Annotated in this window: 22 protein-coding genes; 5 read left to right on the top strand and 17 right to left on the bottom strand. The window is 56.8% G+C overall.

Annotation, left to right across the window (positions count from 1 at the left end; translation table 11 throughout):
* A partial coding sequence (locus ACIQ5B_RS04210) for an ATP-dependent helicase (RefSeq protein ID WP_397597934.1) occupies positions 1-1,874 on the bottom strand: 1,874 nt, incomplete at its 3' end.
* Positions 1,875-1,977: 103 nt separating this feature from the next.
* Between ACIQ5B_RS04210 and ACIQ5B_RS04205 the strand changes: the two genes are divergently transcribed.
* On the top strand, positions 1,978-3,261 hold the full coding sequence (locus ACIQ5B_RS04205; protein ID WP_397597933.1) for an MFS transporter: 1,284 nt from the start codon (positions 1,978-1,980) through the stop codon (positions 3,259-3,261).
* Positions 3,262-3,324: 63 nt separating this feature from the next.
* On the opposite strand, the gene rsmD is transcribed toward ACIQ5B_RS04205, so the two are convergent.
* Both rsmD and ACIQ5B_RS04195 read right to left on the bottom strand, forming a co-directional pair.
* Positions 3,325-3,879, bottom strand: coding sequence for a 16S rRNA (guanine(966)-N(2))-methyltransferase RsmD (gene rsmD / locus ACIQ5B_RS04200; RefSeq protein ID WP_395628603.1), 555 nt, complete (start codon positions 3,877-3,879; stop codon positions 3,325-3,327).
* Complete coding sequence (locus ACIQ5B_RS04195) at positions 3,879-4,724, bottom strand: pseudouridine synthase (RefSeq protein WP_324477307.1); 846 nt, start codon at positions 4,722-4,724, stop codon at positions 3,879-3,881. The genes rsmD and ACIQ5B_RS04195 overlap by 1 nt, the downstream gene beginning before the upstream one ends.
* Before the next feature lie 91 nt (positions 4,725-4,815).
* Here ACIQ5B_RS04195 and ACIQ5B_RS04190 point away from each other — a divergent pair, with 91 nt between their 5' ends.
* Complete coding sequence (locus tag ACIQ5B_RS04190; protein WP_397597932.1) at positions 4,816-6,378, top strand: AmpG family muropeptide MFS transporter; 1,563 nt, start codon at positions 4,816-4,818, stop codon at positions 6,376-6,378.
* Between the two features lie 2 nt (positions 6,379-6,380).
* Here the strand turns inward: ACIQ5B_RS04190 and ACIQ5B_RS04185 are convergent, their stop codons facing one another.
* From ACIQ5B_RS04185 to ACIQ5B_RS04145, 9 genes are all read right to left on the bottom strand, one after another.
* On the bottom strand, positions 6,381-7,721 hold the full coding sequence (locus tag ACIQ5B_RS04185) for a bifunctional folylpolyglutamate synthase/dihydrofolate synthase (RefSeq protein WP_395629379.1): 1,341 nt from the start codon (positions 7,719-7,721) through the stop codon (positions 6,381-6,383).
* 34 nt (positions 7,722-7,755) lie between these two features.
* On the bottom strand, positions 7,756-8,610 hold the full coding sequence (gene accD, locus ACIQ5B_RS04180) for an acetyl-CoA carboxylase, carboxyltransferase subunit beta (RefSeq protein ID WP_397597931.1): 855 nt from the start codon (positions 8,608-8,610) through the stop codon (positions 7,756-7,758).
* Positions 8,607-9,398, bottom strand: a complete 792-nt coding sequence (gene trpA, locus ACIQ5B_RS04175) for a tryptophan synthase subunit alpha (protein WP_395629381.1) — start codon at positions 9,396-9,398, stop codon at positions 8,607-8,609. Before trpA ends, accD begins: the two co-directional genes overlap by 4 nt.
* Positions 9,399-9,453: 55 nt before the next feature.
* On the bottom strand, positions 9,454-10,695 hold the full coding sequence (gene trpB / locus ACIQ5B_RS04170) for a tryptophan synthase subunit beta (protein WP_397597930.1): 1,242 nt from the start codon (positions 10,693-10,695) through the stop codon (positions 9,454-9,456).
* The gene (locus ACIQ5B_RS04165; protein ID WP_397597929.1) at positions 10,682-11,323 is read right to left on the bottom strand and encodes a phosphoribosylanthranilate isomerase; all 642 of its coding nucleotides are present in this window, start codon (positions 11,321-11,323) and stop codon (positions 10,682-10,684) included. The genes trpB and ACIQ5B_RS04165 overlap by 14 nt, the downstream gene beginning before the upstream one ends.
* Before the next feature lie 71 nt (positions 11,324-11,394).
* Entirely contained in the window at positions 11,395-12,069 is a 675-nt protein-coding gene (gene pyrF / locus ACIQ5B_RS04160; RefSeq protein WP_397597928.1) for an orotidine-5'-phosphate decarboxylase, read from the bottom strand.
* The gene (locus ACIQ5B_RS04155; RefSeq protein WP_397597927.1) at positions 12,066-12,371 is read right to left on the bottom strand and encodes a hypothetical protein; all 306 of its coding nucleotides are present in this window, start codon (positions 12,369-12,371) and stop codon (positions 12,066-12,068) included. The genes pyrF and ACIQ5B_RS04155 overlap by 4 nt, the downstream gene beginning before the upstream one ends.
* A gap of 105 nt (positions 12,372-12,476) precedes the next feature.
* Complete coding sequence (gene purB / locus ACIQ5B_RS04150; RefSeq protein WP_397597926.1) at positions 12,477-13,787, bottom strand: adenylosuccinate lyase; 1,311 nt, start codon at positions 13,785-13,787, stop codon at positions 12,477-12,479.
* A gap of 143 nt (positions 13,788-13,930) precedes the next feature.
* Positions 13,931-16,546: a TonB-dependent receptor plug domain-containing protein gene (locus ACIQ5B_RS04145; protein ID WP_397597925.1), complete on the bottom strand. Its 2,616-nt coding sequence runs from the start codon at positions 16,544-16,546 to the stop codon at positions 13,931-13,933.
* Between the two features lie 211 nt (positions 16,547-16,757).
* Between ACIQ5B_RS04145 and parC the strand changes: the two genes are divergently transcribed.
* Positions 16,758-19,085 (top strand): DNA topoisomerase IV subunit A, encoded by a 2,328-nt coding sequence (parC, locus tag ACIQ5B_RS04140; RefSeq protein ID WP_397597924.1) that lies wholly within the window; start codon positions 16,758-16,760, stop codon positions 19,083-19,085.
* A gap of 190 nt (positions 19,086-19,275) precedes the next feature.
* Here the strand turns inward: parC and ACIQ5B_RS04135 are convergent, their stop codons facing one another.
* Genes ACIQ5B_RS04135 through ACIQ5B_RS04120 form a run of 4 tightly spaced genes read right to left on the bottom strand, consistent with a single transcriptional unit; the run spans position 19,276 to position 22,143 of the window.
* Positions 19,276-20,502 (bottom strand): CCA tRNA nucleotidyltransferase, encoded by a 1,227-nt coding sequence (locus ACIQ5B_RS04135; RefSeq protein WP_397597935.1) that lies wholly within the window; start codon positions 20,500-20,502, stop codon positions 19,276-19,278.
* Complete coding sequence (locus ACIQ5B_RS04130) at positions 20,502-21,077, bottom strand: CoA pyrophosphatase (protein ID WP_397597923.1); 576 nt, start codon at positions 21,075-21,077, stop codon at positions 20,502-20,504. The genes ACIQ5B_RS04135 and ACIQ5B_RS04130 overlap by 1 nt, the downstream gene beginning before the upstream one ends.
* Positions 21,074-21,625 carry a DUF1285 domain-containing protein gene (locus ACIQ5B_RS04125; protein WP_397597922.1) on the bottom strand — a complete coding sequence of 184 codons (552 nt, stop codon included), beginning with the start codon at positions 21,623-21,625 and terminating at the stop codon, positions 21,074-21,076. The genes ACIQ5B_RS04130 and ACIQ5B_RS04125 overlap by 4 nt, the downstream gene beginning before the upstream one ends.
* Positions 21,626-21,663: 38 nt before the next feature.
* Positions 21,664-22,143, bottom strand: coding sequence for a GNAT family N-acetyltransferase (locus ACIQ5B_RS04120; RefSeq protein WP_397597921.1), 480 nt, complete (start codon positions 22,141-22,143; stop codon positions 21,664-21,666).
* A gap of 175 nt (positions 22,144-22,318) precedes the next feature.
* Between ACIQ5B_RS04120 and ACIQ5B_RS04115 the strand changes: the two genes are divergently transcribed.
* The gene (locus tag ACIQ5B_RS04115; protein ID WP_397597920.1) at positions 22,319-23,176 is read left to right on the top strand and encodes a DUF1499 domain-containing protein; all 858 of its coding nucleotides are present in this window, start codon (positions 22,319-22,321) and stop codon (positions 23,174-23,176) included.
* Between the two features lie 15 nt (positions 23,177-23,191).
* Here ACIQ5B_RS04115 and ACIQ5B_RS04110 read toward each other — a convergent pair whose 3' ends face one another.
* Positions 23,192-24,325, bottom strand: coding sequence for a PQQ-dependent sugar dehydrogenase (locus ACIQ5B_RS04110; protein WP_397597919.1), 1,134 nt, complete (start codon positions 24,323-24,325; stop codon positions 23,192-23,194).
* A gap of 186 nt (positions 24,326-24,511) precedes the next feature.
* Between ACIQ5B_RS04110 and rimP the strand changes: the two genes are divergently transcribed.
* The gene (gene rimP / locus ACIQ5B_RS04105) at positions 24,512-25,072 is read left to right on the top strand and encodes a ribosome maturation protein RimP (protein ID WP_397597918.1); all 561 of its coding nucleotides are present in this window, start codon (positions 24,512-24,514) and stop codon (positions 25,070-25,072) included.
* Positions 25,073-25,138 lie beyond the last annotated feature (66 nt).

Raw genomic sequence — 25,138 nt, 5'->3', positions numbered from 1 at the left:
CATTGGCCATAAATGCGCCGGTTTGCCGCATGGATGATGGTGCACCGGCGTTTTGCGCGCGTTATCGCGACATAGGCCAGCCGGCGTTCTTCCTCCAACGAAGCAAGGCCGCCTTCATCAAGCGCACGTTGCGATGGGAATATCCCTTCCTCCCATCCGACGAGGAAGACATTGTCATATTCAAGGCCCTTGGCGGCATGAATGGTCATGATCGTCACGCTTGCGCCGGTATCGCCGCGGTCATTGTCCATAACCAGGCTGACATGCTCTAAAAATTCGCCCAGCGTTTCATATTCTTCCATCGCGCGCGCAAGTTCGCTTAGGTTTTCGAGGCGGGCCGATGCTTCGGTGCTGCGTTCTGCCTGCAACACCGCCGTGTAACCGCATTCATCCATGATCAGCCGCGTCAGGTTCGCTGGCGACATATGCGCTGCTTCATCGCGCCAGCGGGCGATATCGACCACCAGATCGGCGAGCGATTTGCGTGCCTTGCCCGTTAGCTCATCGGTTCCAACCAATCGCGCTGCGGCGACCGATAGCGGCGCGCGCTCGGCGCGGGCAACAATGTGGATTTTCTCGACCGCTTTGTCGCCGATACCGCGTTTGGGCACGTTGACAATACGTTCGAACGCCAAGTCGTCGGCCGGCTGGTTTACGATACGCAAATAGGCAATGGCATCACGAATTTCGGCGCGTTCGTAAAAGCGAAAACCGCCGACTATCCGATAGTTAACGCCGATTTGTATGAAGCGGTCTTCGAATTCACGGGTCTGGTGTTGCGCGCGCACGAGTATAGCCACGCTGTCGAGGCTCTCGCCTTTATATTGCAACGCTTCAATTTCTTCGCCGACGCGGCGCGCTTCTTCTGGACCGTCCCAGACCCCGATGATGCGGACCTTTTCGCCATCGTCGAGTTCCGTCCACAATGTCTTACCCAGGCGCGTGCTGTTGGCGTCGATGAGGCCAGAGGCTGCTGCGAGAATATGCGGCGTGCTGCGATAATTCTGTTCGAGCTTAATCGTCTTCGCGCCGGGGAAATCCTTTTCAAAACGCAAGATGTTGGCAACCTCTGCGCCGCGCCATGAATAAATGCTTTGGTCATCGTCACCGACGCAGCAAATATTTTTGCGTTTTTGGGCGAGCAGGCGCAGCCAGAGATATTGGACGGCGTTCGTATCCTGATATTCGTCGACAAGAATATATTTAAACTGGGCCTGATATTTTTCGAGGATATCGCGGTTGTTCTTCAACAGATTCAACCCGTGCAACAGCAAGTCGCCAAAGTCGCACGCGTTCAGGGCAAGCAGACGCGCCTGATAAAGCGCGTACATCCGTTGCCCCTTACCATTGGCGAAAGCCTCATTATCGCCAGCGTCCAAATCTGCCGGTGACTTGCCCGCGTTTTTCCATTTGTCCAATAATGCGGCAAGCCCGCGCGCCGGAAATCGTTTCTCGTCCAAATCTTCCGACTGGATCAGCTGCTTGAGCAATCTGATCTGATCATCGGTGTCGATAATCGTGAAATTGCTCTGTAGCCCGATTATTTCGGCGTGGCGGCGAAGCAGCTTTGCCCCAATGCTGTGGAACGTGCCCAGCCATGGCATGCCTTCCACTGCGGAGCCGACCATCGCGCCAATGCGCTCACGCATTTCGCGCGCGGCCTTGTTGGTGAAGGTCACCGCGAGAATTTCGGACGGCCATGCAAGGCGCGTGTACAAAATCTGCGCCATTCGGGCGGTTAATGCGGCCGTTTTGCCTGTGCCCGCTCCGGCCAGCAGAAGCACGGGGCCTTCGGTTGTCAAAACGGCTTCGCGCTGCGGCGCGTTCAAACCGTCCAACCAAGGCGGCGTCGGGGCGGGGGAGGGATGATTCACGTGCGAACGATTAGGGAACAGATCATCGAAGGGCAATGCACTTTTCCGCTTTCCTTTCGCCGCCGTCGGTGCCAGCAGAAATGTAGGACAAGGGGGGAGCACAATGACAACCACCAACGCAGGTGAAGCCGCAACCGCGCCTGAACCGTCGCATCGTCGGATTCTTGGCGCGGCCATGGCCGGAACGGCTGTCGAATTTTATGATTTTTATATTTTCGCAACGGCGGCTTCGCTGGTCTTCGGCCCGCTATTCTTTCCGCAATCGAGCCCCGAGGCTCAGTTGCTGCAAAGCTGGCTGACCTTTGCGTTGGCCTTTATCGCCCGGCCGGTTGGCGCGCTGGTATTTGGTCATTATGGCGACCGCATTGGGCGCAAGGCAACGCTTGTCTGGTCGTTGATGATCATGGGCGTATCGACTTTTCTAATTGCGCTGCTGCCGACCTACGCCGTTGCCGGTTGGATCGCGCCGGCGCTTTTATGCCTTTTGCGTTTCGGTCAGGGCTTTGGACTTGGCGGCGAATGGGGCGGAGCAGCGTTGCTTGCGGTTGAAAATGCACCCAAGGGCAAGGCCGCGCGCTATGGAATGTTCCCGCAACTCGGCGCGCCTGTGGGTTTCATCCTTTCGAACGGCCTGTTCCTGATACTTGGCCTCATACTCAGCGATTCCGATTTCCGTGAATGGGGCTGGCGCCTTCCATTTTTGTTGAGCGCGCTTCTGGTCGGCATTGGTATGTGGGTCCGCCTTCGTTTGACCGAAACGCCAGCATTTGCCGCAGCACTGAAAGAAGCTCCGCCGCCGCGCGTTCCCATGGCAGAGGTTGTGCGCACCCATCCACGCCAACTGTTCGGCGGCACATTTGCGGCGATCGCCTGCTTTGCGATCTTTTATCTCTCGACCGCTTTCGCGCTCGGCTATGGCACAACCAAATTGGGCATCGCGCGCGAGGCCTTTCTGGGCATCCAGCTCATCTCGATCCTGTTCATGGCCGCTGGTATCATTGTTTCGGGTTACTGGGCCGATCGGACCAGCCCGGCCCGGGTGCTAGCGATTGGATGTGCGGCGCTGGTTGGCGCAAGTTTCACAACCGGGCCTTGGCTGGGCAGCGGTGACCTGATGCTCACCGGGATGTATCTTTCGCTGCTGCTCTTTGTGATGGGGCTGGTTTACGGACCACTTGGCGCATGGCTGCCGGGGCTGTTCGCTGCGCGGGTGCGCTATACGGGTGCATCGATTTGCTTCAACGCAGCGGGGATATTGGGTGGCGCGCTGGCCCCTAACATCGCTTTGAAACTATCGGAATCAGGCCTCGAATATGTCGGCTATTATCTGGCTGCTATTGCGCTGTGCAGCCTTGCCGGGCTTTGGATGCTACGCCCGGCGAAATAGCCGCCCGTCCAGGATCACAAGGCCGGCCGCAATCAACACGCCGCCGCCGGCTTGGCGCGGCTTTCATGCCTGTTCATGATCCGGACGCAGCAATGTGATCCGTGCCTTGCCGACATTGCGCACGGTATCTACAGTGAAGCCCTTGACCTCGACATCCTCTTTGATGCTGGTCTCGACGCTAATCCATGCGGAGGGTGCGAACCATCCAAAGCGGCCAAGCTTGTCGAGCGCTACCGACCCAGCGCCACTCAAATAGGGTGGGTCCATCAGGACGATGTCCGCGGGCTTCAGGGCGCTGCCCATCGACAGTACCGATGATTTGCGGACATCGCATCGGTCTTTGCCGCCGAGCTTTGCGATATTCTTTTCAAGCGCATCAAGTGCGAGATGGTCCTGCTCGACAAAGGTGCAATGCGCCGCGCCGCGTGACAAAGCCTCAAGCCCCAGCGCGCCTGAGCCTGCAAACAGGTCGAGCACCCGCAAATCTTCGAATGAACCCAGCCGACTGGTGAGCATGGAAAACAATGTCTCACGCGTACGATCGGCGGTTGGCCTTGTCGTATCACCCTTGGGCGCCACCAACGGACGTGAACGCCACTCCCCCGAAATGATCCGCATTATTTCAATGTCTTTCGAAATTCGATGAGGTCAACGCGGCGCACTTCGCCGACAGTGCCGGGTGCAAGCTCGCCCAATACGAACGGTCCATAGCGCGTGCGGATTAGGCGGCTGACTTCGAGTCCAAGATGTTCAAGGACACGGCGCACTTCGCGGTTCTTGCCCTCGGTCAGCGTCATTTCAACCCAACCATTGCGGCCCGTCCGACGCTCCAGATTGGCGTCGATTTTGCCATATTTGACGCCTTCAATTTCAATACCGTGGATCAGCTCTTCCAGCTGTTCCTGACTGACGTCGCCAAAGCAGCGTGCGCGATATGTCCGCTCCACGCCAGTTGACGGTAATTCCATCTGGCGTTTGAATTCACCGTCATTGGTGAGCAGCAACAAGCCTTCAGTGTTCAAATCCAACCGCCCAATGGGCATCAGGCGCGGCAGGTCTTTAGGTAGAACGTCGTAAATCGTCTTACGCCCGCTAAAGTCGCGTTCGGCCGTCAGGCAGCCCTCGGGCTTATGGAACATGTACAATTGTGTCGGCGCAGGTTGGCCCACTGCCTTGCCATCCACAGCCACACCGCGCAGCGATTTTAGCAATGTTGCAGGGGTTTCGACCTTCTCATCATTCAACGTCACACGGCCATCGGCAATCATGCGTTCGATTTCGCGACGCGACGCGACACCCGCGCGCGCGAGCAGCTTTGCGATGCGTTCTTCGCCATCCTTACGCTCCAACGCACCCTTGCTTGGCGCGGCGTTCGGGTTGGGCTTACGGACGGGTTTGCTGTCCCAACGCAGGCGCGGTGGCTTGGCTGGACGGGCAGGGGCTTTTGAAGGAGGTTTTACCATAAAGCGCCTTTGACGCATGTTGCTTCAAAAGTCACTGGCCATTCAGGAAAATGCCGTTAGTCATTTGCGCAACACGCTCAGAGGGGTCCGCATGTCAGTTGATTTGCAACGTTTTATCATTTTTGCCGTCGTAATCGGCGGCGTCGTTATCGCTGCCCTTACGATAAAGTCCTTTCGCCCGTATTTGCGCAAGGCACCGCTCGTCGCTTTCCTTCTCGGCATTTCGAGCGGCTTTCCACTGACATTGTTGATTGCAACTATGACATTCTGGCTAGCGCGCGTGGGTATCGACACTGCGACGATCGGTTTTGCGGTCGCTTTGGGCATTCCTTACACGCTGAAATTCCTGTGGGCACCGTTGATCGACAAGCTACCCCTCCCGTTTCTGACAAAAACCTTCGGTCAACGGCGTGGTTGGCTTTTCCTGGTCCAAGGTCTGCTTTTCGTTTCGGTCTGGCAGCTAGGCGCGAGCAACCCGCAGCAGGGCAACATGGGCGTTTTTGCCTTCTGGGCACTGATTACGGCGTTTCTTTCAGCGACGCAGGATATCGTCATCGACGCCTATCGTATTGAGATATTGAACGAAGAAGAATTTGCCCACGGCACCGCGACAAACCAGTTTGGCTATCGCACCGGTAACCTGATCGCTGGCGCGGGGACGATCTATCTTGCTTCTAACGAAGGCCTCGGGCTGGGCTGGGCAAACGCTTATGGCTTGACCGCATTTTGCATCATTCCGGCAATCATCGGGGCTTTCATCATCGGACCCGGCAAATTTGTTGACCGTTATGCCGAAGCGGCCGGAATGAAGCCCCGCGAGTGGCTTCGCGAAATGGTGGTCAACCCGTTCCGCGAGTTCCTCACGCGGCATGGCGCGTTCATCATCCTTGGTTTTGTTCTGGTGTACAAGGTTGGGGATGCCATGGGACAGACGATGTTGGGGCCCATGATCGTTGATCTCGGCTTTTCCGACACCGACTATATCACTGCCAACAAGATATGGGGATATGCTGCTTTGATTGTAGGCTCCGCGATCGGTGCGCCATTCATCCTGTGGCTTGGCATGGGCCGCGCGCTGCTGATTTCTGGTCTGTTGATGATGTTCTCCAATGTCATGTTCATGATCTTGGCGGCGACGGGTAACAATTATTGGATGATGGTTGCGGCCATCTGCACCGAGAATTTGACCAGCGGTATCGGCCTGACGGTATTTGCGACCTATTTGTCCGGACTATCGAGCATCGCCTATACCGCAACGCAATTTGCGCTGCTGTCGTCCTTTGCGGGCGTTGGCCGTACGTTCATGGCCGGTCCTGCGGGGATTGTTGCGGAGAATATCGGCTGGGTGGGCTTCTGGGGCTTTACCGTCGTCGCAGCCATTCCGGGTATGGTCTTGCTCTGGCTGTTGTGGAGCAAAGGCTATGTCGTCCAAAGCATTCATCAGGTTGAGGCGGTGGACGAGAAGGCTTTGAAGGAACCGGTCGGGCCATTGCGTATCTTCGGATTCTTGCTCGTGGTGGCGGGCCTCATCGGGCTATTGCTGTCGCAGCCGCTGGAATTCGCGGCGAACCTTACTTTGGGATTTGCTGTGCTGTTAGTGGCGGGTGGATTGCTGGCATGGAAGGGGCAGCCTAAGAAGGTGACGCAGCCTTAAAGTCAGTCTGGACTTTGGTCGTTCGCGCGTAACACTTCACCGGCGAGATAGAGCGAGCCGCAGATTAACACATTCGATGGCTGGCGATGGCTTGCAATGCGTTCCATCGCTGCGTCAACGTCGCCCACAGGGGCGGCCAATGCGACACCAATTTGGTCTTTCGCTATCCGGCACAAATCCAACGGATCATGATGTTCATGGCCCGCTATCGGCACGGCGTATAGTGATGCAATTTTGTGTGCGAACGGCGTCAGGAAACCAAGTGCGTCCTTGTTCATCAACATCCCGATGATGACGTGAACGGGCGCGCCGTCTTCAAGCGTTTTGGCGATCGCCGCCCCGGCATCGGGGTTGTGCCCGCCGTCGAGCCAGACGGTTGAACCCGTCGGCAGTTGGTCAGTCAGCGGCCCTGCAGACAATGTTTGCATCCGTGCCGGCCAGCGTGTCCACTCCATCGCGGCAGACAGCGCTGCCTCTGGAATATGGATGGCGTTTTGATGGCGCAGCATTGCAATGGCCAAAGCCGCATTGTCGGCCTGATGTGCGCCTGTCATGCGGGGAAGGGGCAGGTTGAGCTTTCCGGCGGCGTCGCGGTAATGCAGACGGCCATCATAGACCGCCGCATCCCAGCTGTCGCCGCGCGCGTGCAACGGTGCGTTGTGCAAAGTGGCTTGCGTGGCAACGGTGTTGGCCATCGATGCTGAATATTTTTGCGTAAGCAGAGGCGATCCGGACTTTGCAATTCCCGCCTTTTCAAAGGCGATGCGGTCAAGCGGCGGCATATCGGGAACACCATCCTCCGCCGCCAGCAAGAAAGCTTCATGATCCAATCCCAAGGATGCTATTCCGCACGCCACCGGCTGGGTGAGTACGTTGGTTGCATCTAACCGGCCACCCAATCCGACTTCGACGATGCACGCATCGGCTGGCTTCCGCGCAAAGGCGCAAAAGGCAACTGCGGTGGTGACTTCAAAGAAGCTCGCTTCCAGCCCCTCGGCATGGTCCAAAACCTCCGAAAGCAGCGCGGAGAGAGTTGCGTCATCAATCAACTTGCCCGCAACGCGGATCCGCTCATTGAAACGCACCAGATGCGGGCTTGAATAGACATGCGTCGTCATACCCGCCGCTTCAATCGCCCCGCGCAAAAACGCGCAGGTCGAACCTTTGCCGTTGGTGCCAGAGACATGGAATACCGGCGGAAGATTGAGGTGCGGATTACCGAGGCGTTCCAGCAACGCCGCAATACGCGTCAGCCCCAAGACATCCTTGCCAGGCGACAACATGGTCAGCCGGTCCAATTGCGCCTGTACAGCAGGGTCAGAGGAAATGGCGTGGTCAGGCATGCGGGAATGACAATATAGATTGGTTGTCGTTTACTTATGCCGCCTTCTTCTCTGGCGCGAGGTATCCGACGAGCTGCGACAATACGCCGCGCAGGTCGTGGCGGTGGGTGACCATGTCGATCATGCCATGCTCCAAAAGATATTCGGCGCGCTGGAATCCTTCGGGCAGTTTCTCACGAATTGTCTGCTCGATCACCCGCTGTCCGGCAAAACCGATGAGCGCGCCGGGTTCGGCAATCTGGACATCGCCCAGCATTGCGTATGACGCGGTAACGCCGCCGGTGGTGGGGTCCGTGAGTACAACGATGTAGGGCAGTCCCGCATCATGCAGCATCTGAATGGCAACAGTTGAACGCGGCATCTGCATCAGGCTCAATATGCCCTCTTGCATACGTGCACCGCCTGCGGCTGTGAAGATGATGTACGGGCATTTGGCGCGGATCGCGGCCTTTACAGCGTCAATGAATGCCTCACCGACCGCCATGCCCATGGAACCGCCCATGAAGGCGAAATCCTGAACACTGACAACAACCGCTTGGCCGTCGATTTTACCGAGCGCGCTCATCATCGCGTCTTGCTCACCCGTTGCGAGGCGGGCGGCTTTGATGCGATCGATATATTTCTTTGTATCTTTGAACTTCAACGGGTCTTCGCCGACAACGGGCGGCTTAAGCACATCGTAGCTGTCGTCATCAAACAATGCGGCAAAGCGCTCAGCGGGGCCAATGCGGCCATGATGGTCACATTTTGGACAGACAGACTGGTTTTCCTCAAATTCCTTGAGGAAGATCATCGCCTGACAGCCCTTGCACTTGTGCCAGAGTGTTTCCGCCGTTTCGCGCTTGGCGATGAAGGGAATGGCGTTGCGGACGCGGGTGACCCAGTTCATGCGGAGGCCTTTCTGGCTGTGACGATTGCTTGCTTCAGGGATGCCACATAATCGCGGACCGGACCAGCGGCGTTGACGCCATGCTTGGCGACGAGTTCGACGATTGCGGAACCAACGACAACGCCATCGGCAACGCGTGCAATGTTGGCGGCTTGTTCAGGTGTGCGGACGCCAAAGCCAACCGCGATGGGCAGATCGGTATGGGCCTTTAGCCGCGCCACCGCCTCATCAATGCTGGTCTGCGCCGCGACTTGCAGGCCGGTGATACCGGCGACCGACACATAATATAGGAAGCCAGATGCGCCATTCAGGACGGCGGGCAAGCGGGCGGTGTCTGTGGTGGGCGTGGCGAGGCGGATGAGGTCAATGCCCGCGCTGCGCAAGGCAGGGCCAAGCTCAGGGTCTTCCTCGGGCGGAATGTCGACGCAGATGACGCCATCGACACCCGCTTTGTTGCATTCGGACGCGAACCAATCGCCGCCACGGATCGTCATCGGGTTGGCATAACCCATCAGCACCAATGGCGTGTCTGGATGGCGTTTGCGGAAGGCTGAGGCGAGGGCGAAGATATCCGCCGTGGTGGTGCCAGCGTTCAGGCTGCGGATGTTTGCTTCCTGAATAACAGGGCCGTCGGCCATCGGGTCGGTGAATGGCATACCAAGTTCGATAACGTCCGCGCCGCCCGCGACGAGTGCATCGAGATTGGCTGCGGTGTCGCCATCGCCTGCAGTGATGAAGGCGACGAGCGCGGGGTGGGCTTTGGCAAAGGCGGTGGAGAGGCGGGTCATGCAACCAACCTCTCGTCATCCTGAACTGGTTTCAGGATAACCAAAGTCGAGCCGTTCATATCGAAGTCCCCAAAGCCTCAGCGACGGTGAAGATATCCTTGTCACCGCGGCCGCAGAGGTTCGCGAGGATGATCTGATCACGATCCATCTTCTTCGCTTCGCGTTCCACCGCCGCAATTGCGTGGGCAGGCTCCAGCGCGGGGATGATGCCTTCGGTGCGGCAAAGCAACTGGAACGCGGCAAGCGCTTCGGTGTCGGTCACGCTGTCATAACGGACGCGACCGATTTCCTTGAGCCAGCTATGCTCTGGGCCAATGCCGGGATAATCGAGGCCAGCCGAAATCGAATGCGCTTCGGCGATTTGGCCGTCGTCATCCTGAAGCAAATAGGTTTTGTTGCCGTGCAAGATGCCGGGGCGGCCGCCTGCAAGGCTCGCGGCATGTTCTTTCTCAAGGCCATGGCCCGCCGCTTCAATGCCAAGCATTTCGACGTCTTTGTCGTCCAAAAACGGATGGAACAGGCCAATGGCGTTCGATCCGCCGCCAATGGCAGCGACCAACAAATCGGGCAGGCGGTTGATGCGGCTCAGCATCTGCGCGCGCGCTTCCTTACCGATGACGCTTTGGAAATCGCGGACCAACTCAGGGTACGGATGCGGACCAGCTGCGGTGCCGATGATGTAGAATGTGTCGTGGACATTGGCGACCCAGTCGCGAAGTCCTTCGTTCATTGCGTCCTTCAACGTACCAGCGCCGCTGGTGACGGGAATGACCTCCGCACCCAATAAGCGCATGCGGAAGACATTGGGCTGCTGCCGTTCAATGTCCTTGGCGCCCATATAAATGAAGCAAGGCAGGCCGAAACGTGCGCAGACGGTTGCCGTGGCAACGCCATGCTGGCCAGCGCCGGTTTCTGCGATAATCCGCGTCTTACCCATGCGAATTGCGAGCAGTATCTGGCCAATGCAATTGTTGATCTTGTGCGCGCCTGTGTGGTTCAGCTCGTCGCGCTTGAACCATATCTGCGCGCCTTTGCCTGCGGGGGCGGTCTTACGGACTTCCTCGGTCAGGCGCTCGGCATAATAAAGCGGCGACGGGCGGCCGACATAATGCTCCAGCAAATCGTCAAACTGCGCTGCAAAGGCAGGGTCCTGTTTTGCGGCGCGATATTCGCGTTCTAGGTCGAGCACGAGCGGCATGAGCGTTTCGGCGACATAGCGCCCACCGAACTGGCCGAAATGGCCGCGATCGTCGGGTTGGTTGCGGAAGGAGTTTGGTGTGAGTTCAGCTGTTGTCATGGTTGCGCACCGCTTGGCAGAAGGCCGCAATCTTGTCCATATCCTTGATGCCCGGCGCGGATTCAACGCCAGACGAGGTATCGACCAATATCGCGCGTGTTTGCTGTAGGGCTTCACCAACATTGTCGGGGTTCAGGCCACCGGCAAGGCCCCAAGGCAGCTTGTGCTTATGCTGGTTGAGCAAGGACCAGTCGAACCGCGTGCCCGTGCCCCCGGGCAATGCTTGGGCCGGCGCGTCAAATAGGATGAGGTCAGCCGCGCCTTCATATTGGTCAGCATCCTTAAGCGTTGCGGCGTCTTTCACGCCACAGGCTTTCCAGATTTCGATGTCGGCCGCGCTTTTTAAAATGCGCAACCATTGGTGCGTTTCCGATCCGTGAAATTGCACGATATCGGGTTTGGCCACTTCGATAGCCTTGGCCGTAAAGCCGGGCTCGGCATCTACGAGCAGCAGGACGACCTTTACACCGGCGGGTGCGCGCATCCGCAACGCGGCGGCTTGGTCAAGCGCGACATGTCGCGGGCTTTTTTCGAAATGGACAAGGCCAACATGTGTGGCGCCAGCTTTTCCCGCAGCGTCAATGCTGGCTTCGTCTTTCAGGCCACAGATTTTAATTTGCGTTTGCATGCTGGCTAACTAGCGAACCCGAAGGCTTCCGTCATGCTGAACTTGCTCAACCGCGGGGCCCACGTCTTGCGTTACAACGTGCCCATGATGGCCCGTGCTGCATCTTCCGGGCTTTCCGCCTTGGTAATGGGCCGCCCGATAACCAAAATGCTTGCCCCGTCGTCGCGTGCCTGGCGCGGGGTAACGGTGCGTTTTTGATCTGCGTTGGTGCCGTCGGCGGGGCGAAGACCCGGAACAACGAAAAACCCGTCCTTCCAATTCCTTTTAACCGCTTTCACTTCGTGGCCCGAACACACAATGCCGTCGAGTCCGGCTTCCTGCGCCAATGCCGCCAGTCGGGCGACCTGAAGGTCTGCGCTGTCGGACACGCCGACGCGGTTAAGGTCATGGTCGTCGAGACTGGTTAGAACCGTGACAGCGACAACTTTGGTATGGGCACCGGCCGCCGCCTTGGCATCTTCCATCATCGCGCGGCCACCGGCTGCGTGGATGGTGACAATGGCTGGCTCCAAGGTGTTAATCGCCTGCATCGCCTTGGCGACGGTATTGGGAATGTCGTGCAATTTCAGGTCAAGAAAGATCGGAAGGCCGAGCTTTTGCACTTCGTGCACGCCATGATGTCCGTTGGCGCAGAAAAACTCGAGGCCAAGCTTAATCCCGCCGACCTGGTCCTTAATACGCCGCGTCAATTCCAGCGCGTCATCCAGATAGGGCGTGTCGATTGCGACGAAAATCGGGTTGGTCATATCATGTCCACAGCGGTGTATGCAGGGGGAGGGGACACTGGAGGCGGTGGCGGCACTGCCGAGCCGCGTTGGTTCGCCTCAAGCGTCATTATGCGCTTTTTCAGGCGCCACACCTGCGTAAGGTGCAGGAAATACAACGGTAAAAAACCAAGCAGAAACGCTGCAATGACCAAAGCCGGCAATTTGGTGTCCAGGCGAAGGCCACCCCATAGGCTGACCGAAACTGGCACCCAGTTGTTGGTTGCGAACACGATAAGCCCGATAATGATCGTTACCCAAATGAGCATCTTCAAAAATCGCATCGGTCCGCCGCTCCTTCTTGTCTTGCTACCTTATGGCAAGTTTAAGCCTTTGGGTAGCGCTATCCACCAAGCTATGCCGCCGCGGATTTTGACGGCGGCCAAGACTTAGCCAAATACCCGTTCGAAAATGGTGTCGATATGTTTAAAGTGGTAATCGAGATTGAACCGGTCTTCGATCTCTTCAGCAGACATTTTCGCAGAAACATCTGCATCGGCCTTCAAAAGCTCCATGAGCGATTCTGTACCGTCCGATTCCCAAACCTTCATCGCGTTGCGTTGAACGATGCGGTAGCTGTCCTCGCGGCTGATGCCAGCCTGAGTCAGCGCCAGCAGCACGCGCTGCGAATGGACAAGGCCGCCCATGCGGTCGAGATTCTTTTGCATCCGCTCAGGATAAATCAGCAGCTTATCAATCACGCCCGTCAACCGGCCAAGGGCGAAATCGAGTGTGATGGTCGCGTCGGGCCCGATATAGCGTTCGACGCTTGAGTGGCTGATGTCGCGTTCATGCCACAAAGCGACATTTTCCAGAGCAGGCGTCACATAGCCGCGCACCATACGGGCAAGGCCAGTCAGGTTTTCCGTCAGCACAGGGTTGCGCTTGTGCGGCATGGCAGAGCTGCCCTTTTGACCCGGCGAGAAATACTCCTCCGCCTCAAGCACCTCGGTGCGCTGCAAATGGCGCACTTCGGTCGCGAGACGTTCAATGGACGAGGCGATTACGCCGAGCGTTGCGAAATACATGGCATGGCGGTCACGCGGAATGACCTGCGTGGATACAGGCTCAATCGCAAGGCCAAGCTTTGCCGCAACATGCGCTTCAACGCCCGGATCGATATTGGCAAAGGTACCGACTGCGCCCGAAATGGCGCATGTCGCGATTTCAGCGCGGGCGGCCACAAGCCGTTCACGACCGCGTGCGAACTCGGCATAGGCTTGCGCAAGCTTCATACCGAAGGTGACGGGTTCGGCATGAATACCATGGCTGCGGCCAATCGTTGGCGTAAACTTGTGCTCCATGGCGCGCGTCTTAATTGCGGCGAGCAACGCATCCATGTCCGCGAGCAAAAGATCGGTCGCTTGCGTGAGCTGCACCGCCAAGCAGGTGTCGAGCACATCGGAGGATGTCATCCCCTGATGCATGAAACGGGCTTCGTCGCCCACTTGTTCTGCGACCCATGTCAGGAACGCAATAACATCATGCTTTGTGACGGCCTCAATCGCGTCGATGGCCGCGACATCGATAGTTGGGTTGGTGTTCCACCATTTCCAAAGCGCTTGCGCGGCAGAGGCAGGAACAACGCCGCGTTCGGCCAGCGCATCGGTGGCATGTGCTTCAATTTCGAACCAGATACGAAACCGGTTTTCAGGCTCCCAGATCTTCACCATGTCGGGGCGGGAATAACGTGGGATCATATTGTTCGCTTTCTGCTGCTATCGGGAGTCGTCGCCCCGTTAGCAGGCGCACCGCAAGGCGTCAAAAATGACGCGCCTGAAGCGCGCAAAAAAGAAGGGCGCGGGTTTTACGCCGCGCCCTTGCTTATCAAAAAGTCGTCAATTTAGAAGTCGATAGAGACACGACCATAGACAAACCGTCCGCTGAAACCGAATGGGGACTGCGAGCTGTACGGCAGGAATGAGTTGTTCAAGCCATAGCTTACGCCATCAACCGTTCCGAATGGAAGGCGATCTGGATACACGTCCAACACGTTGTTCGCGCCAAATGCAATTGAGACAGACTCAACGGGTTTGAAGCGGAACTCAAGGTCGGTAATCCATTTTGGCGACAAGAAGATATCGCCTGGGACAGCCCCGGGAGTGAGCGCAATGTTGCTATTGTTTGCCGATGTCGAAAAGCCGCTTGGCAAGAATACTTCGCCGTAACGGTTCGTGCGCAGTGTCATACCAAGATTGTTATAATCCCAATCGAGCGTGGCGTTCAGCTTGTTCTTAGGCTGTCCGTCGGTCAGGCGATAGCTTTCCTGCCGTGCGAACAAACGCTGTGCGGTGAAGCCCGAAAATACGCGGCGGTCGGTAATTTTGGTATTGTTCAAATTATACCCGACGCTGACGCGGAATTTGCCGAGGCCGAATTCCGGCACACGATAGCTGGCAACGATATCAAGACCTGTTGTGCGGGTATCAATACCGTTGATGAAAAAGCGCGCCGAACTTACGCCCGTCACACCGGCTGACGTCAGCAACGCCAGAACGTCTGTTCCTTGCAGGTTTTCGGTCAAGGTGATGCGGTCGTTGATTTTTATGTTGTAGTAATCCGCAGTGATGCTGAGCCCGCTAACCGGCGTGAATGTAACGCCGCCGCCAATATTCACCGATTTTTCTGGCGTGAGTGGCTGTGCACCCAGCGCAACGGCAACAGGCGATGAAACCGGGAATGTTCCGATTTCGATAAGCACGCCACCGACGTTGTTGGTCGATGTGGTTGCAAATGATTGCTGGGCGAGGCTTGGTGCGCGGAAGCCGGTTGAAATGGAGCCGCGCAAAGCCACGCCATCAACGATTTCATATCGTGCGGCGGCTTTACCATTGATGGTATCGCCAAAGTCACTGAAATGTTCGTAGCGTCCCGCCAATTGCATCGTCAAGCTATCGGAGAGATCGGCATCGAGTTCGATGTAACCAGCAAAGCTATTGCGTGAAACGTCCGTCGCGTTTGCAGGGCGGAAGCCCGGGAACACTTGGGCACCACCGGCGGCATTGAACGGCGCAGCCGAGAACGGCCCGTTGACGTAGCTTTGAAGCTCACCTGGGACGATTTTATAATTTTCGTTGCGATATTCGCCACCGACGGCAAGCGATACGCTTTGGCCAATGCCGATGTCCAAATCGCGGCGCATATCAAGGTTGATCGACGTCTGGCCTGAACGAAGGCCGCCGGCGTCAAATTGCCGCGCACTTACCGCGCCGCCCAAGGATGTGTTGACCGTATTTTCGATCTCATAATCTAGACGGTTGGACCCATAGACCACGGACAGGTCATAATCCCATCCGCTCATGTCGCCACGAAGACCAGCCGCCGCGGAGATGTCTTCGATTTCGCTGGCAATAAGGGGAAGGAAGCCGTCTGGGTAAATGGGCACAAAGGTTGTTGTGGACGCGGACCAGTCGCGGTTGCGTACGTCCGCGGAACGGCGGTAGAAACCAGCACCATTCCCGTTACGGATGCCGTAGCTGCCGAAGGTATAGAATTCTGCTGAGTCAGAGAATTCAAATCCGCCGTTGACGAAGAAGTTCAGATCCTTCGACACGCCGTCACCGTAACGGTGTGCATAACGGTTGAAGGTTGCTTCGCGCGGATCGCCTGCGTTGAAATAATTGCGGCGGATGTCCGGGCCCGAACGGTTGGTGGGTGAACGGTCCTTATATTCCGCTGTAAGGTTTACATAACCGCTGTCGCCCAAGGGTAGGCCAAAGTTTGATGCGAAGGTGTATGTGTCACCGTCGCGACGTTTCCGGTCTTCGCCGGTATATGTGATGACCGGGTTGTCCGTAAGGCCAGTGGTCAAGGAAACGGTATCAACCTGACCGACATCTTCCATCTGGGTGATATATTTGCCGAACGTTGCCTGCGCACGTCCGCCAATGCCCTTTTTCAGCTGAATGTTGATCACGCCTGCAATTGCATCGGAACCATATTGCGATGCAGCACCGTCACGAAGAACTTCGAGGCGTTCAATCGCGAGCGGCGGAATGGTGTTCAAATCAACCGCGGTTGATCCGCGACCGACTGAACCGTTGAGGTTGACCAACGCAGACTGGTGACGACGCTTGCCGTTGACGAGCACGAGCACTTGGTCTGGTGCAAGTCCGCGCAAGGTTGCCGGACGAAGCGAGTCAGTGCCATCGGTCAAAGATGGCTGTGGAAAGTTGAATGATGGAACGAGCTGGTTCAGCAACTTGTTGGTTTCGGTTGTGCCGCTGTTCAGCAGCGCTTCGCCGGAGATGACATCGACAGGCACGGTGCTGTCGGCAACGGTGCGGTCGGTCCGGCGTGTACCGGTCACGATGATGGCATTTACACCGGTTGCCTCTTCAGCCTCGGCTGCTTGCGCAGATGTATCTTGCTGTGCAAACGCCGGATTGGCGGCCGCCACGAACAGCGCGGTGGACGAGACCGTCACCGCCAGTGCAGAAATTAACTTATACGTTTTCATGATCATCCCCAGTTTTGTAGGTATATTTCTACTAACGCACGTGACGCTGGCACTTTGTTACGCCAAATTCTAGCAAACTCGTGATTTATTACAATTTTGCGCCTGAAATGTGTCTTTATTGCAACGCAACATATTGCGCCGAGCGCATTAAGCTGTGGATTGCTGAAATCGTTGCTTTGCGGCGGCGGGTTCGCTCGCTATCGGGTCAAATATGTCTGACATAGTAGATGCTCCAGCCGAAGATCCATTTGACGCGATTGTCGATGCGCCGTTTGATGCGGCTTTATCGGAACGCTATCTGATCTACGCCATGTCAACAATCACCGCGCGTTCCCTTCCAGATCTGCGCGACGGGTTGAAGCCGGTACACCGGCGTTTGTTATGGGCAATGCGCTTGCTCAAGCTTGATCCAGCGAGCGGATATAAGAAATGTGCCCGTGTTGTCGGCGATGTTATCGGTAAATATCACCCGCATGGCGACCAATCCGTTTATGACGCAATGGTTCGGCTCGCGCAGACATTTTCGCTGCGGTATCCGCTGGTTGACGGGCAGGGCAACTTTGGCAATATCGACGGCGATAATGCGGCGGCGTATCGATATACCGAAGCCCGTCTGACGCGCACAGCCATTGAGCTGATGAACGGGCTTGATGAGAACGCAACGGACTTTCGCCCAACGTACAATGGTGAAGACGAAGAGCCCGAGGTTATGCCCGGTCTGTTCCCCAATTTGTTGGCAAATGGTGCAAGCGGCATCGCCGTCGGCATGGCGACCAGCATTCCGTCGCATAACGCGGCCGAGATTATCGATGCTGCCATGCTCCTCATCGATGAGCCACAGGCACGTCACGAACAGTTGATGGAAATCGTCAAGGGACCCGATTTTGCAACGGGCGGCGTGCTGGTAGACAGTCCTGCGGTCATAAGCGCAGCCTATGCAAGCGGTCGCGGTGCTATGCGCGTGCGCGCGCGTTTTTCAAATGGCTGGCAAGACAGCGAGAAATGCTGGGAACCCACAGGCGTGGAAAAACTGCCCGGCGGCACGTGGCAGCTTGTTGTGTCGGAAATTCCGTATCAGGTACAAAAAGGCAAGCTGATCGAGCAAATTGCGCAACTGATTGCCGATAAAAAGCTGCCCATATTGGACGACATTCGTGACGAAAGTGACGAAAGCGTTCGTATCGTGCTTGTACCCAAAAGCCGCAATGTCGATCCCGAAGATCTGAAAAACGCGCTGTTCCGCCTTACGGACCTTGAAACGCGCTTCTCGTTGAACATGAACGTGCTCGATGCCGACCGCACGCCAAAGGTCATGGGCTTGGGCGAAGTTTTGCTTCGTTGGTTGGCACACCAAATTGAAGTGCTGGTGCGCAAATCGCAGCATCGGCTGGAAAAGATCGATAGCCGCCTTGAATTGCTTCAGGGTTATATCATTGCGTTCCTGAACCTTGATCGCATCATTGAAATCATCCGTAACGAAGATGAGCCAAAGCCCGTTATGATAGCCGAGTTCCTGCTGAATGACCGGCAGGCCGAAGCCATTCTCAATATGCGTTTGCGTTCGCTCCGCCGGCTGGAAGAAATGGAGTTACGGCGCGAGCTTGAGGGCTTGGAAGCCGAGCGCGAGGAGCTGGTCAAGCTGATCGAAAGCCCAGCGCGTCAGAAGACGCGGTTGAAAAAAGATCTGACTGCGCTGCGCAAAAATTACGGTGAAGATACCGAACTTGGCCGGCGCCGCACAAGCCTGGAAGAAGCAGGGCAAGCGCGCGAGATTTCGCTCGAGGCATTTGTCGAACGCGAACCGGTCACGGTTATCATGTCAAAACGTGGCTGGATTAAAGCCATGAAGGGACATGCGGATCTGTCTGCGCGCGCCGATTTCAAATTTAAGGAAGGCGATGGCCCCGCCTTTGCATTCCATGCGCAGACGACAGACAAGATCTTGATCGCAACAGCAAATGGCCGTTTTTACACCTTGGGTGCTGACAAGTTGCCCGGTGCCCGCGGTTTTGGTGAACCTGTTGGCACAATGATCGACATCGAAACCGGGAACGATATCGTTGCTGCGTTCCCCGCAGTCGCAGACGGGCGCATGTTGCTCGCGGCTTCAACGGGCAAGGGCTTTATCGCGCGGATGAGCGACATTATCGCCGAGACCCGCAAGGGACGAGGCGTCGTTACGTTGAAACCGGGCGCAAAGCTCTCGGTCGTTCGCCTTGCTCCGGCGGAGACAACGGACGAGGCGACGTTGAAAGACCAATATGTTGCCGTTGTGGGTGACAACCGCAAATTGGTGGTCTTCCCGCTCAGTGAAATTCCCGAAATGGCCAAGGGGCAGGGCGTTACCTTGCAGCGTTATAAGGATGGCGGCCTTGCAGATGCTGTCTGCTTTAAGATGAGCGAAGGGCTCAGCTGGGCAATGGGCGGCGATAGCGGCCGGATGCGCACGGAAAACGATATGTCTTTGTGGCGCGTAGCGCGCGGCGCGGCGGGTCGACTTCCGCCGCAAGGTTTTCCAAGGAATAACCGCTTCGATTAGGTTTAATGTAAATTAACCACGCACGGGGTGAACATCTTTTACAATCGCTATGCTTAACGCCGCGTAACGCTGAGCGATAGCCTGACCGGATTTTGCAGCCGCATCGGTTTTGAAGAGCAGGTGGACGCCGCCTTTGCTGTTCCGTTGGGCAGGGCTTTTATTTTGCGCGCCCTTTGCCCGAAGATGCGGCTTATGCCTTTTTGGCCGCTGACATGGCGGCCTCAACACACTGAAGCGCCAATTCGGACTGGCGGTCCGAAACCGGGAAATCTTCGGCAACCCAGAAAGCTTCGAGTTCTTGCAAGGTTTTCGCCACGAGTGGACCAGCGGGCAATCCCATTTTGATTAGATCGCCGCCTTTGATGTGCATGATGGGGCTATCCCAATTGTCCAAGCGCGACAGACAAAGCGGCAGGGTATTGTCGTCCGCAAACAACATGGCGACATCGCGCGCCGTGTCATTATCAAAACGATAGGCGATGGCGCGGATGTTGCCCTCAGTTGGCGCGCCAGCGTGCAAACGGTTGGCGAGATTTTCCCGCATTTTGTTCGACAGCTTCAGCCGTGCCGCCACTTTGTCGACCGCGACGGGATCCGTCACCAATATGCTGAGAAACCGGGCAGGCAGCGAGAGCGGTTGATGGTGCAATTGCTCGCGTTCAACAAGTCGCTGGAATCGGTCGTGGGCATCGCTGCAAAGTTCGGGAAGAAATGGCGCGAAAATAGCATTGTCGATCATGAGGCCGACAGACGCGGCTGGGTTTTTGAGCGACAGTAACCGGGCGAGTTCTTGCGCAATGCGTTCGCGTGACAGCGCCGTCAGACCATGCGCCCCTTGTGCGCAGGCGTTGATCGCGTCCGCGTTCACCGGACCGCTGCCAAATCGGGCAAGGAAACGGAAATACCGCAATATCCGAAGGAAATCCTCGGTGATACGCTGCGTCGCGTCGCCGATGAAGCGCAGGCAGCCGTTTTCAAGATCGGTTAAGCCGCCGAAATAATCGAAAACCTCACCTGTTTGGGGATCAGCATATAGAGCGTTGATCGTGAAATCCCGCCGTGCGGCGTCCTCTCGCCAATCGGTTGCGAAAGCCACCGTCGCGCGCCGGCCATCGGTGGAGACATCGCGGCGTAATGTGGTGATTTCGTAATTCTTGCCGTCCACGACCGCAGTAATTGTGCCGTGGTCCAGCCCCGTGGGCACGGCTTTGACGCCGCCCGCTTCCAATCGGTCCATAACGGTTTCGGGCAACAATGCGGTGGCAATATCAACGTCTGAAACGGGCAACCCCAACAATGTGTCGCGCACAGCGCCGCCGACATATCGGGGGCCACCATAAGAATCGGCCAACAGCGCCAGCACCTTTTTCAAGCCTGCGGCCTGTTGCCATTCGGCGTGAGGAAGCTGTGCCGCAATCATGCCAGCCGCCGCACCAGATTGGCGATTATCCCCGCCGTTACGCCCCATATCCGCCGTTCGCCCCATTGCATGTCGTAATAGCTTCGCTGCTGCCCATTCCAGTTGGCCTCTTTCTTGATGGAATTGGCAGGATCAAGCAGAAACGCAAGCGGGACTTCAAACCAGTCTTCCACCTCTTGCGGGTTGGGCTGAAGCTCAAGGTCGGGCGGAATGATGCCAACAACGGGGGCAATGCTGTACCCGCTGCCTGAATAATAAGTGTCGGCCACGCCGATTACCTCGACACGGGCAGGCGGTATGTTCAACTCTTCTTCTGCCTCACGCAATGCCGCAAAGATCGAACTTTCGTCGCTGTCATCAACCTTGCCGCCGGGAAATGCGACTTGGCCGGCATGGCTGCGCAGCCATGTGGGGCGCTGGGTGAGAATAACGCCCGGTTCGGCGCGGTCGGTTATCGGGATAAGGACGGCAGCGGCACGATGTTGCACCGTGTCACCCAAGTAGCGCTCATCCTCAATCTCGATATCCAGCGCGGGGTCTAGCGCCTGATGTATGCGATGCCGCCAACTCATGCAGGCGCCATCAAGCTGAATTGCGCACCTTTGCTGCAGATGGTGACACCTTCGGCGTCTTCGGCAAGCGCAAGGTTGGCAAGTTCGTAATAAACGGGCCGTGCAAGCTTTGCCCAAAGTCCGCCGCGCACATGCAGATACGGCAGGCCATTGCGCATTTCGATGGCGTGGTCGGCATCTGCAAAGACCAGATCGTCGCTGTTCAATCGGAATGCGAGAGTGCGACCTTTGCCTTCACCTTCGCTTTGCAATTCAACCGCAATGAACGGCGCATCATCGACCGCGATGGTCAGCTTTTGTTGCGGTGTGACAAGCCAGTGCTTTCCATCGGCGTCACATAACAACAAGCTCGAAAAAGCGCGGACCATTGCGGGACGCTTGATCTCACCGCCCTGATGATACCATTTGCCATCGGCAGCGATACGCATCTCGCTGTCGCCTGTTTGTTCAGGCGTCCAGCTTTCGACCGGCGGCAGTTTTCGTGCCGCCACAAGCTCGGCAATGTCCGAAAGGCTCAGGTTCGCAAGATCAGGGGCTTCGTAAGGCATAGACTGGCGATACGGCTAAAGCGGACGGTCGTCAAAGCTTAGTCGGCTGGACCGAGCACGCCATGTTCCGGCAAGGCCAGCATTGCCCGGTTGCGCAGCAAAAGTCGGCGTGGTTCCCAAGGGCCCGGCAAAGTCCAACCCGATGTGCCTTCAGCGCTAAATCCAAATCGCCCATAATATTCAGGGTCGCCAATCATCACCATCGGTGCATCGTCCAGCTGCATTGCGTCGAGCATCAGCTGCATGAGCCGTGTCCCAATGCCCGCATTCTGACGATGACTTGCGACCGCGACTGGGCCGACCAATATCAATGCGGCATCGCTGATGCGTATCGGCCAACATTGAATGCTTCCGACAAGCTCGTCGCCGTCCAAGATGCCGAGCGACAAATGGCCAATGGCGGACATGCCCTTGCGCAACAGATAAGCGGTGCGTTGATGGCGGTCGAGACCAAAGGCATCATCCAGCAACGCGTCTACAACGCCATCGGCAAGGTTCGAGAGTGCCGTTGCGTGCATGATTAATCACACGAGAGGGATGTTGGACGAAACATATGCGGGCCCCCTGTCATTGCAGCCAGCATTTGTCCAATCGATTATTGATGATCTTGCCCTGTAATCTTGGCAAATTGCGTTTGTCTGGAACATCGGTTAGCCTGCGCCCGTTACAAAATGCAGGGCAGGAGACAATTTGGTGAACGAGCAAGACATTCCTCATGAGACCATGAATGCGCAAGCATCTCCAGCGTCCCCGCAGCAGGCTGAGCCTGTTCTTAAGAAGATCGACTATTGGGGCTATATTGTCCTGGCCGCTGGCGTTTGCGCGCTCTTTTGGGGGCTTGTTTCTGCCGTTGGAACCGGTTGGGGTTATTGGGAATATACATCTGGATTGAAGGGCGTGGCCGGGGCGTTTTTGCTGGGCCTTGGCGCCCTATTGCTTGGCGCAGTGCAAGGCTGGCGCACGCGTAAAGCTGTCAACCCGCCGCCGCGTGCGCGTCGATGGACCGGTATGGTTGTTGCGCTTGCATATGTTGCGTGGGTGGGAACGTTTTTGATGGCGGCCTTGACCGTGCCAGCGATCCACGATGTTTCGACAGATTTGGCAGACCCGCCGACATTTCAGACCTTGGCATTGCGCGCCGACAACCTCGACAATATTCCCGGCGCGGATGATAAAGATATGAAGGGCCTCACGCCGCTGCAACGTTGGGCGGTTTTGCATCAAAAAGCTTATGGCGATATTCGCTCGGTACGCAGCAATGAACCGGTTCCCATGGTCATCGCCAAGGCGGAACGTCTTGCCAAAGCGCGTGGTTGGGACGTTGCGGTGTCCTCACCTGAAGAAGGCCGCTTTGAGGCAACCGAGACCAGCGCGTTCTTTCAGTTTAAGGATGATGTGGTGCTGCGCGTTCGTCCATCAGAAACCGGCGAGGGCAGCATTGTCGATATGCGATCGGTTAGCCGGGTTGGGGTCAGCGATCTGGGTATGAATGCGAAACGCGTTCGCGCGTTTCTTGCGGACCTAACAGGAACTGTAACGGCGGCGCCTTAAGCGCCGCCGCACGTTTTACCTCTTTGGCGTAAGCTTCAGCAGGCGGCCCTGCGATCCGGCACGCTCGTCTTCCAGCAGCCAGATGGCGCCGTCTGGTCCCTGTTCGACTTCACGAATGCGGGCGCCCATATTCCATTGGTCAGCCTTGGTTGCGTTTTCACCGTCCAATTTTACGCGGACCAACGCTTTTGCGCCAAGGCCGCCGATAAATGCGCTGCCCTTCCAATCCTTGAACATATTGCCCGAATAAATCATCAGGCCGCCGGGTGAAATCGCCGGGTTCCAGAATAGCTTCGGTGCTTCAAAACCATCGCCTGCCGCGTGGTCGGGGATGTTGCGGCCGTCATAATGATCACCATTGGACACGGTGGGATAGCCATAATTGGCGGCCTTCTTGACAAGGTTTAGCTCGTCACCGCCAGCGGGCCCCATTTCCTGGTTCCACAAACGCCCCTGCGCATCAAAGGCGATGCCCAGCGGATTGCGGTGGCCATAGGACCAGATTTGCGACTTCACGCGGCCTTGGTCGTAAAACGGATTGTCCGATGGCACCATGCCGCCATCGGTTAGACGGACGATTTTGCCAAGATTTTGATTGAGATCTTGGGCAGGGTCGAATTTCTGGCGGTCACCGCTGCTGATGTACAACATACCGTCCGGTCCAAATGCCAGACGGTGTCCGAAGTGGCCTTGGCCTGAAACTTTTGGTTCCTGACGCCAGATCACCTGAACGTCGGATAATGTCGGCGTGTTTCCTGAAACATTAAGCTTGCCGCGCGCGACAGCAGCGCCGAACCCGCCTTCGCCTGCTTCAGCAAAGCTGATGTAAACGAACTTGTTTTTCGCAAAGTCGGGATGGAGAATGACATCACCCAGGCCGCCTTGTCCGCCATAGGCGACTGCGGGTACGCCCGTGACGTCGACAGTTGCGCTGTCCTTTTTCCAAAGCTTCAGCTTACCTTTTTTCTCCGTCACCAGCGCATATGGCGTGCCGGGAACGAATGTCATCGCCCAAGGCTCTTCAAAGTCCGCCATCACCGTGACATCGAACGGTTGCGATGCATTGTCGGTGGGCGCTGCATCACTCACGGATGACTGGCAGGCCGCTGCCAAAAAAGACGCGCCAATTAGGAATGATAATTTCGACATGTATAAGTGCTCCTCAAATATCCGCTTAGCGCAGTTGGGTACTGACCGGCGTATATGCAAGAGGCTTGCATATAAGAGAGTTCGGCGCTATACGGCTGTCATCCTTACATTGTGAGAACTTGGAAGGGCTAGCGCCACTAGGGGCTGGCAGCCAGAAGCTTTGCATGCCGTATAGAAAGACTGAATTTGCCTGACCTGAATACACTGACTGCGTTGATTGCACCCGAAGCAGAAGCGCTCGGCTTTGCGCTGGTGCGTGTCGCGTGGTTTGAAACCGGCGGGCAGGGCAGCGACGAGCCAACCTTGCAGGTGATGGCCGAGCGTCCAGATACGCGGCAGCTTGGCATCGATGATTGTGCCGCACTGTCGCACCGTATATCCGACAAATTTGACGAGCTTGACCCGATTGTCGAAGCGTACAGGCTTGAGGTTAGCTCGCCCGGTATTGACCGGCCATTGACCCGCCTTGCCGATTTTACCGACTGGGCAGGCCATGAGGTTAAGGTTGAGCTGGCCGAACCAATGGACGGCCGCAAGAATATCCGTGGCGATATTGTTGGCGTCGACGGTGACAATATTCATGTCGATGACCGCAAATCCGGACGACTGACATTCGCCTTTTCCAATATCGGCAGCGCCAAGCTGCTCTTGACAGACCGCCTTATTGCGTCGACTGCCCCCATCAACAGCGATGGGGCCGACGAAGTTGAGGCAGACCCCATTCACGACGAAGCACAGGAAGACTAAGAACATGGCTAACACGATTGCCGCGAACAAGGCTGAATTGCTTGCAATTGCCAATGCGGTTGCTGC

The organism is Sphingorhabdus sp. (genome assembly GCF_044374345.1).
Lineage (GTDB): Bacteria > Pseudomonadota > Alphaproteobacteria > Sphingomonadales > Sphingomonadaceae > Sphingorhabdus_B.
Note: the sequence above shows the minus strand (reverse complement) of the source record. Positions and strands in the feature narration are given on the sequence as shown.

Coding starts and splice junctions, on each gene's coding strand:
- ACIQ5B_RS04205 (WP_397597933.1), top strand. CDS start 1,978: ATGACAACCACCAACGCAGGTGAAGCCGCAACCGCGCCTGAACCGTCG.
- rsmD (WP_395628603.1), bottom strand. CDS start 3,879: ATGCGGATCATTTCGGGGGAGTGGCGTTCACGTCCGTTGGTGGCGCCC.
- ACIQ5B_RS04195 (WP_324477307.1), bottom strand. CDS start 4,724: ATGGTAAAACCTCCTTCAAAAGCCCCTGCCCGTCCAGCCAAGCCACCG.
- ACIQ5B_RS04190 (WP_397597932.1), top strand. CDS start 4,816: ATGTCAGTTGATTTGCAACGTTTTATCATTTTTGCCGTCGTAATCGGC.
- ACIQ5B_RS04185 (WP_395629379.1), bottom strand. CDS start 7,721: ATGCCTGACCACGCCATTTCCTCTGACCCTGCTGTACAGGCGCAATTG.
- accD (WP_397597931.1), bottom strand. CDS start 8,610: ATGAACTGGGTCACCCGCGTCCGCAACGCCATTCCCTTCATCGCCAAG.
- trpA (WP_395629381.1), bottom strand. CDS start 9,398: ATGACCCGCCTCTCCACCGCCTTTGCCAAAGCCCACCCCGCGCTCGTC.
- trpB (WP_397597930.1), bottom strand. CDS start 10,695: ATGACAACAGCTGAACTCACACCAAACTCCTTCCGCAACCAACCCGAC.
- ACIQ5B_RS04165 (WP_397597929.1), bottom strand. CDS start 11,323: ATGCAAACGCAAATTAAAATCTGTGGCCTGAAAGACGAAGCCAGCATT.
- pyrF (WP_397597928.1), bottom strand. CDS start 12,069: ATGACCAACCCGATTTTCGTCGCAATCGACACGCCCTATCTGGATGAC.
- ACIQ5B_RS04155 (WP_397597927.1), bottom strand. CDS start 12,371: ATGCGATTTTTGAAGATGCTCATTTGGGTAACGATCATTATCGGGCTT.
- purB (WP_397597926.1), bottom strand. CDS start 13,787: ATGATCCCACGTTATTCCCGCCCCGACATGGTGAAGATCTGGGAGCCT.
- ACIQ5B_RS04145 (WP_397597925.1), bottom strand. CDS start 16,546: ATGAAAACGTATAAGTTAATTTCTGCACTGGCGGTGACGGTCTCGTCC.
- parC (WP_397597924.1), top strand. CDS start 16,758: ATGTCTGACATAGTAGATGCTCCAGCCGAAGATCCATTTGACGCGATT.
- ACIQ5B_RS04130 (WP_397597923.1), bottom strand. CDS start 21,077: ATGAGTTGGCGGCATCGCATACATCAGGCGCTAGACCCCGCGCTGGAT.
- ACIQ5B_RS04125 (WP_397597922.1), bottom strand. CDS start 21,625: ATGCCTTACGAAGCCCCTGATCTTGCGAACCTGAGCCTTTCGGACATT.
- ACIQ5B_RS04120 (WP_397597921.1), bottom strand. CDS start 22,143: ATGCACGCAACGGCACTCTCGAACCTTGCCGATGGCGTTGTAGACGCG.
- ACIQ5B_RS04110 (WP_397597919.1), bottom strand. CDS start 24,325: ATGTCGAAATTATCATTCCTAATTGGCGCGTCTTTTTTGGCAGCGGCC.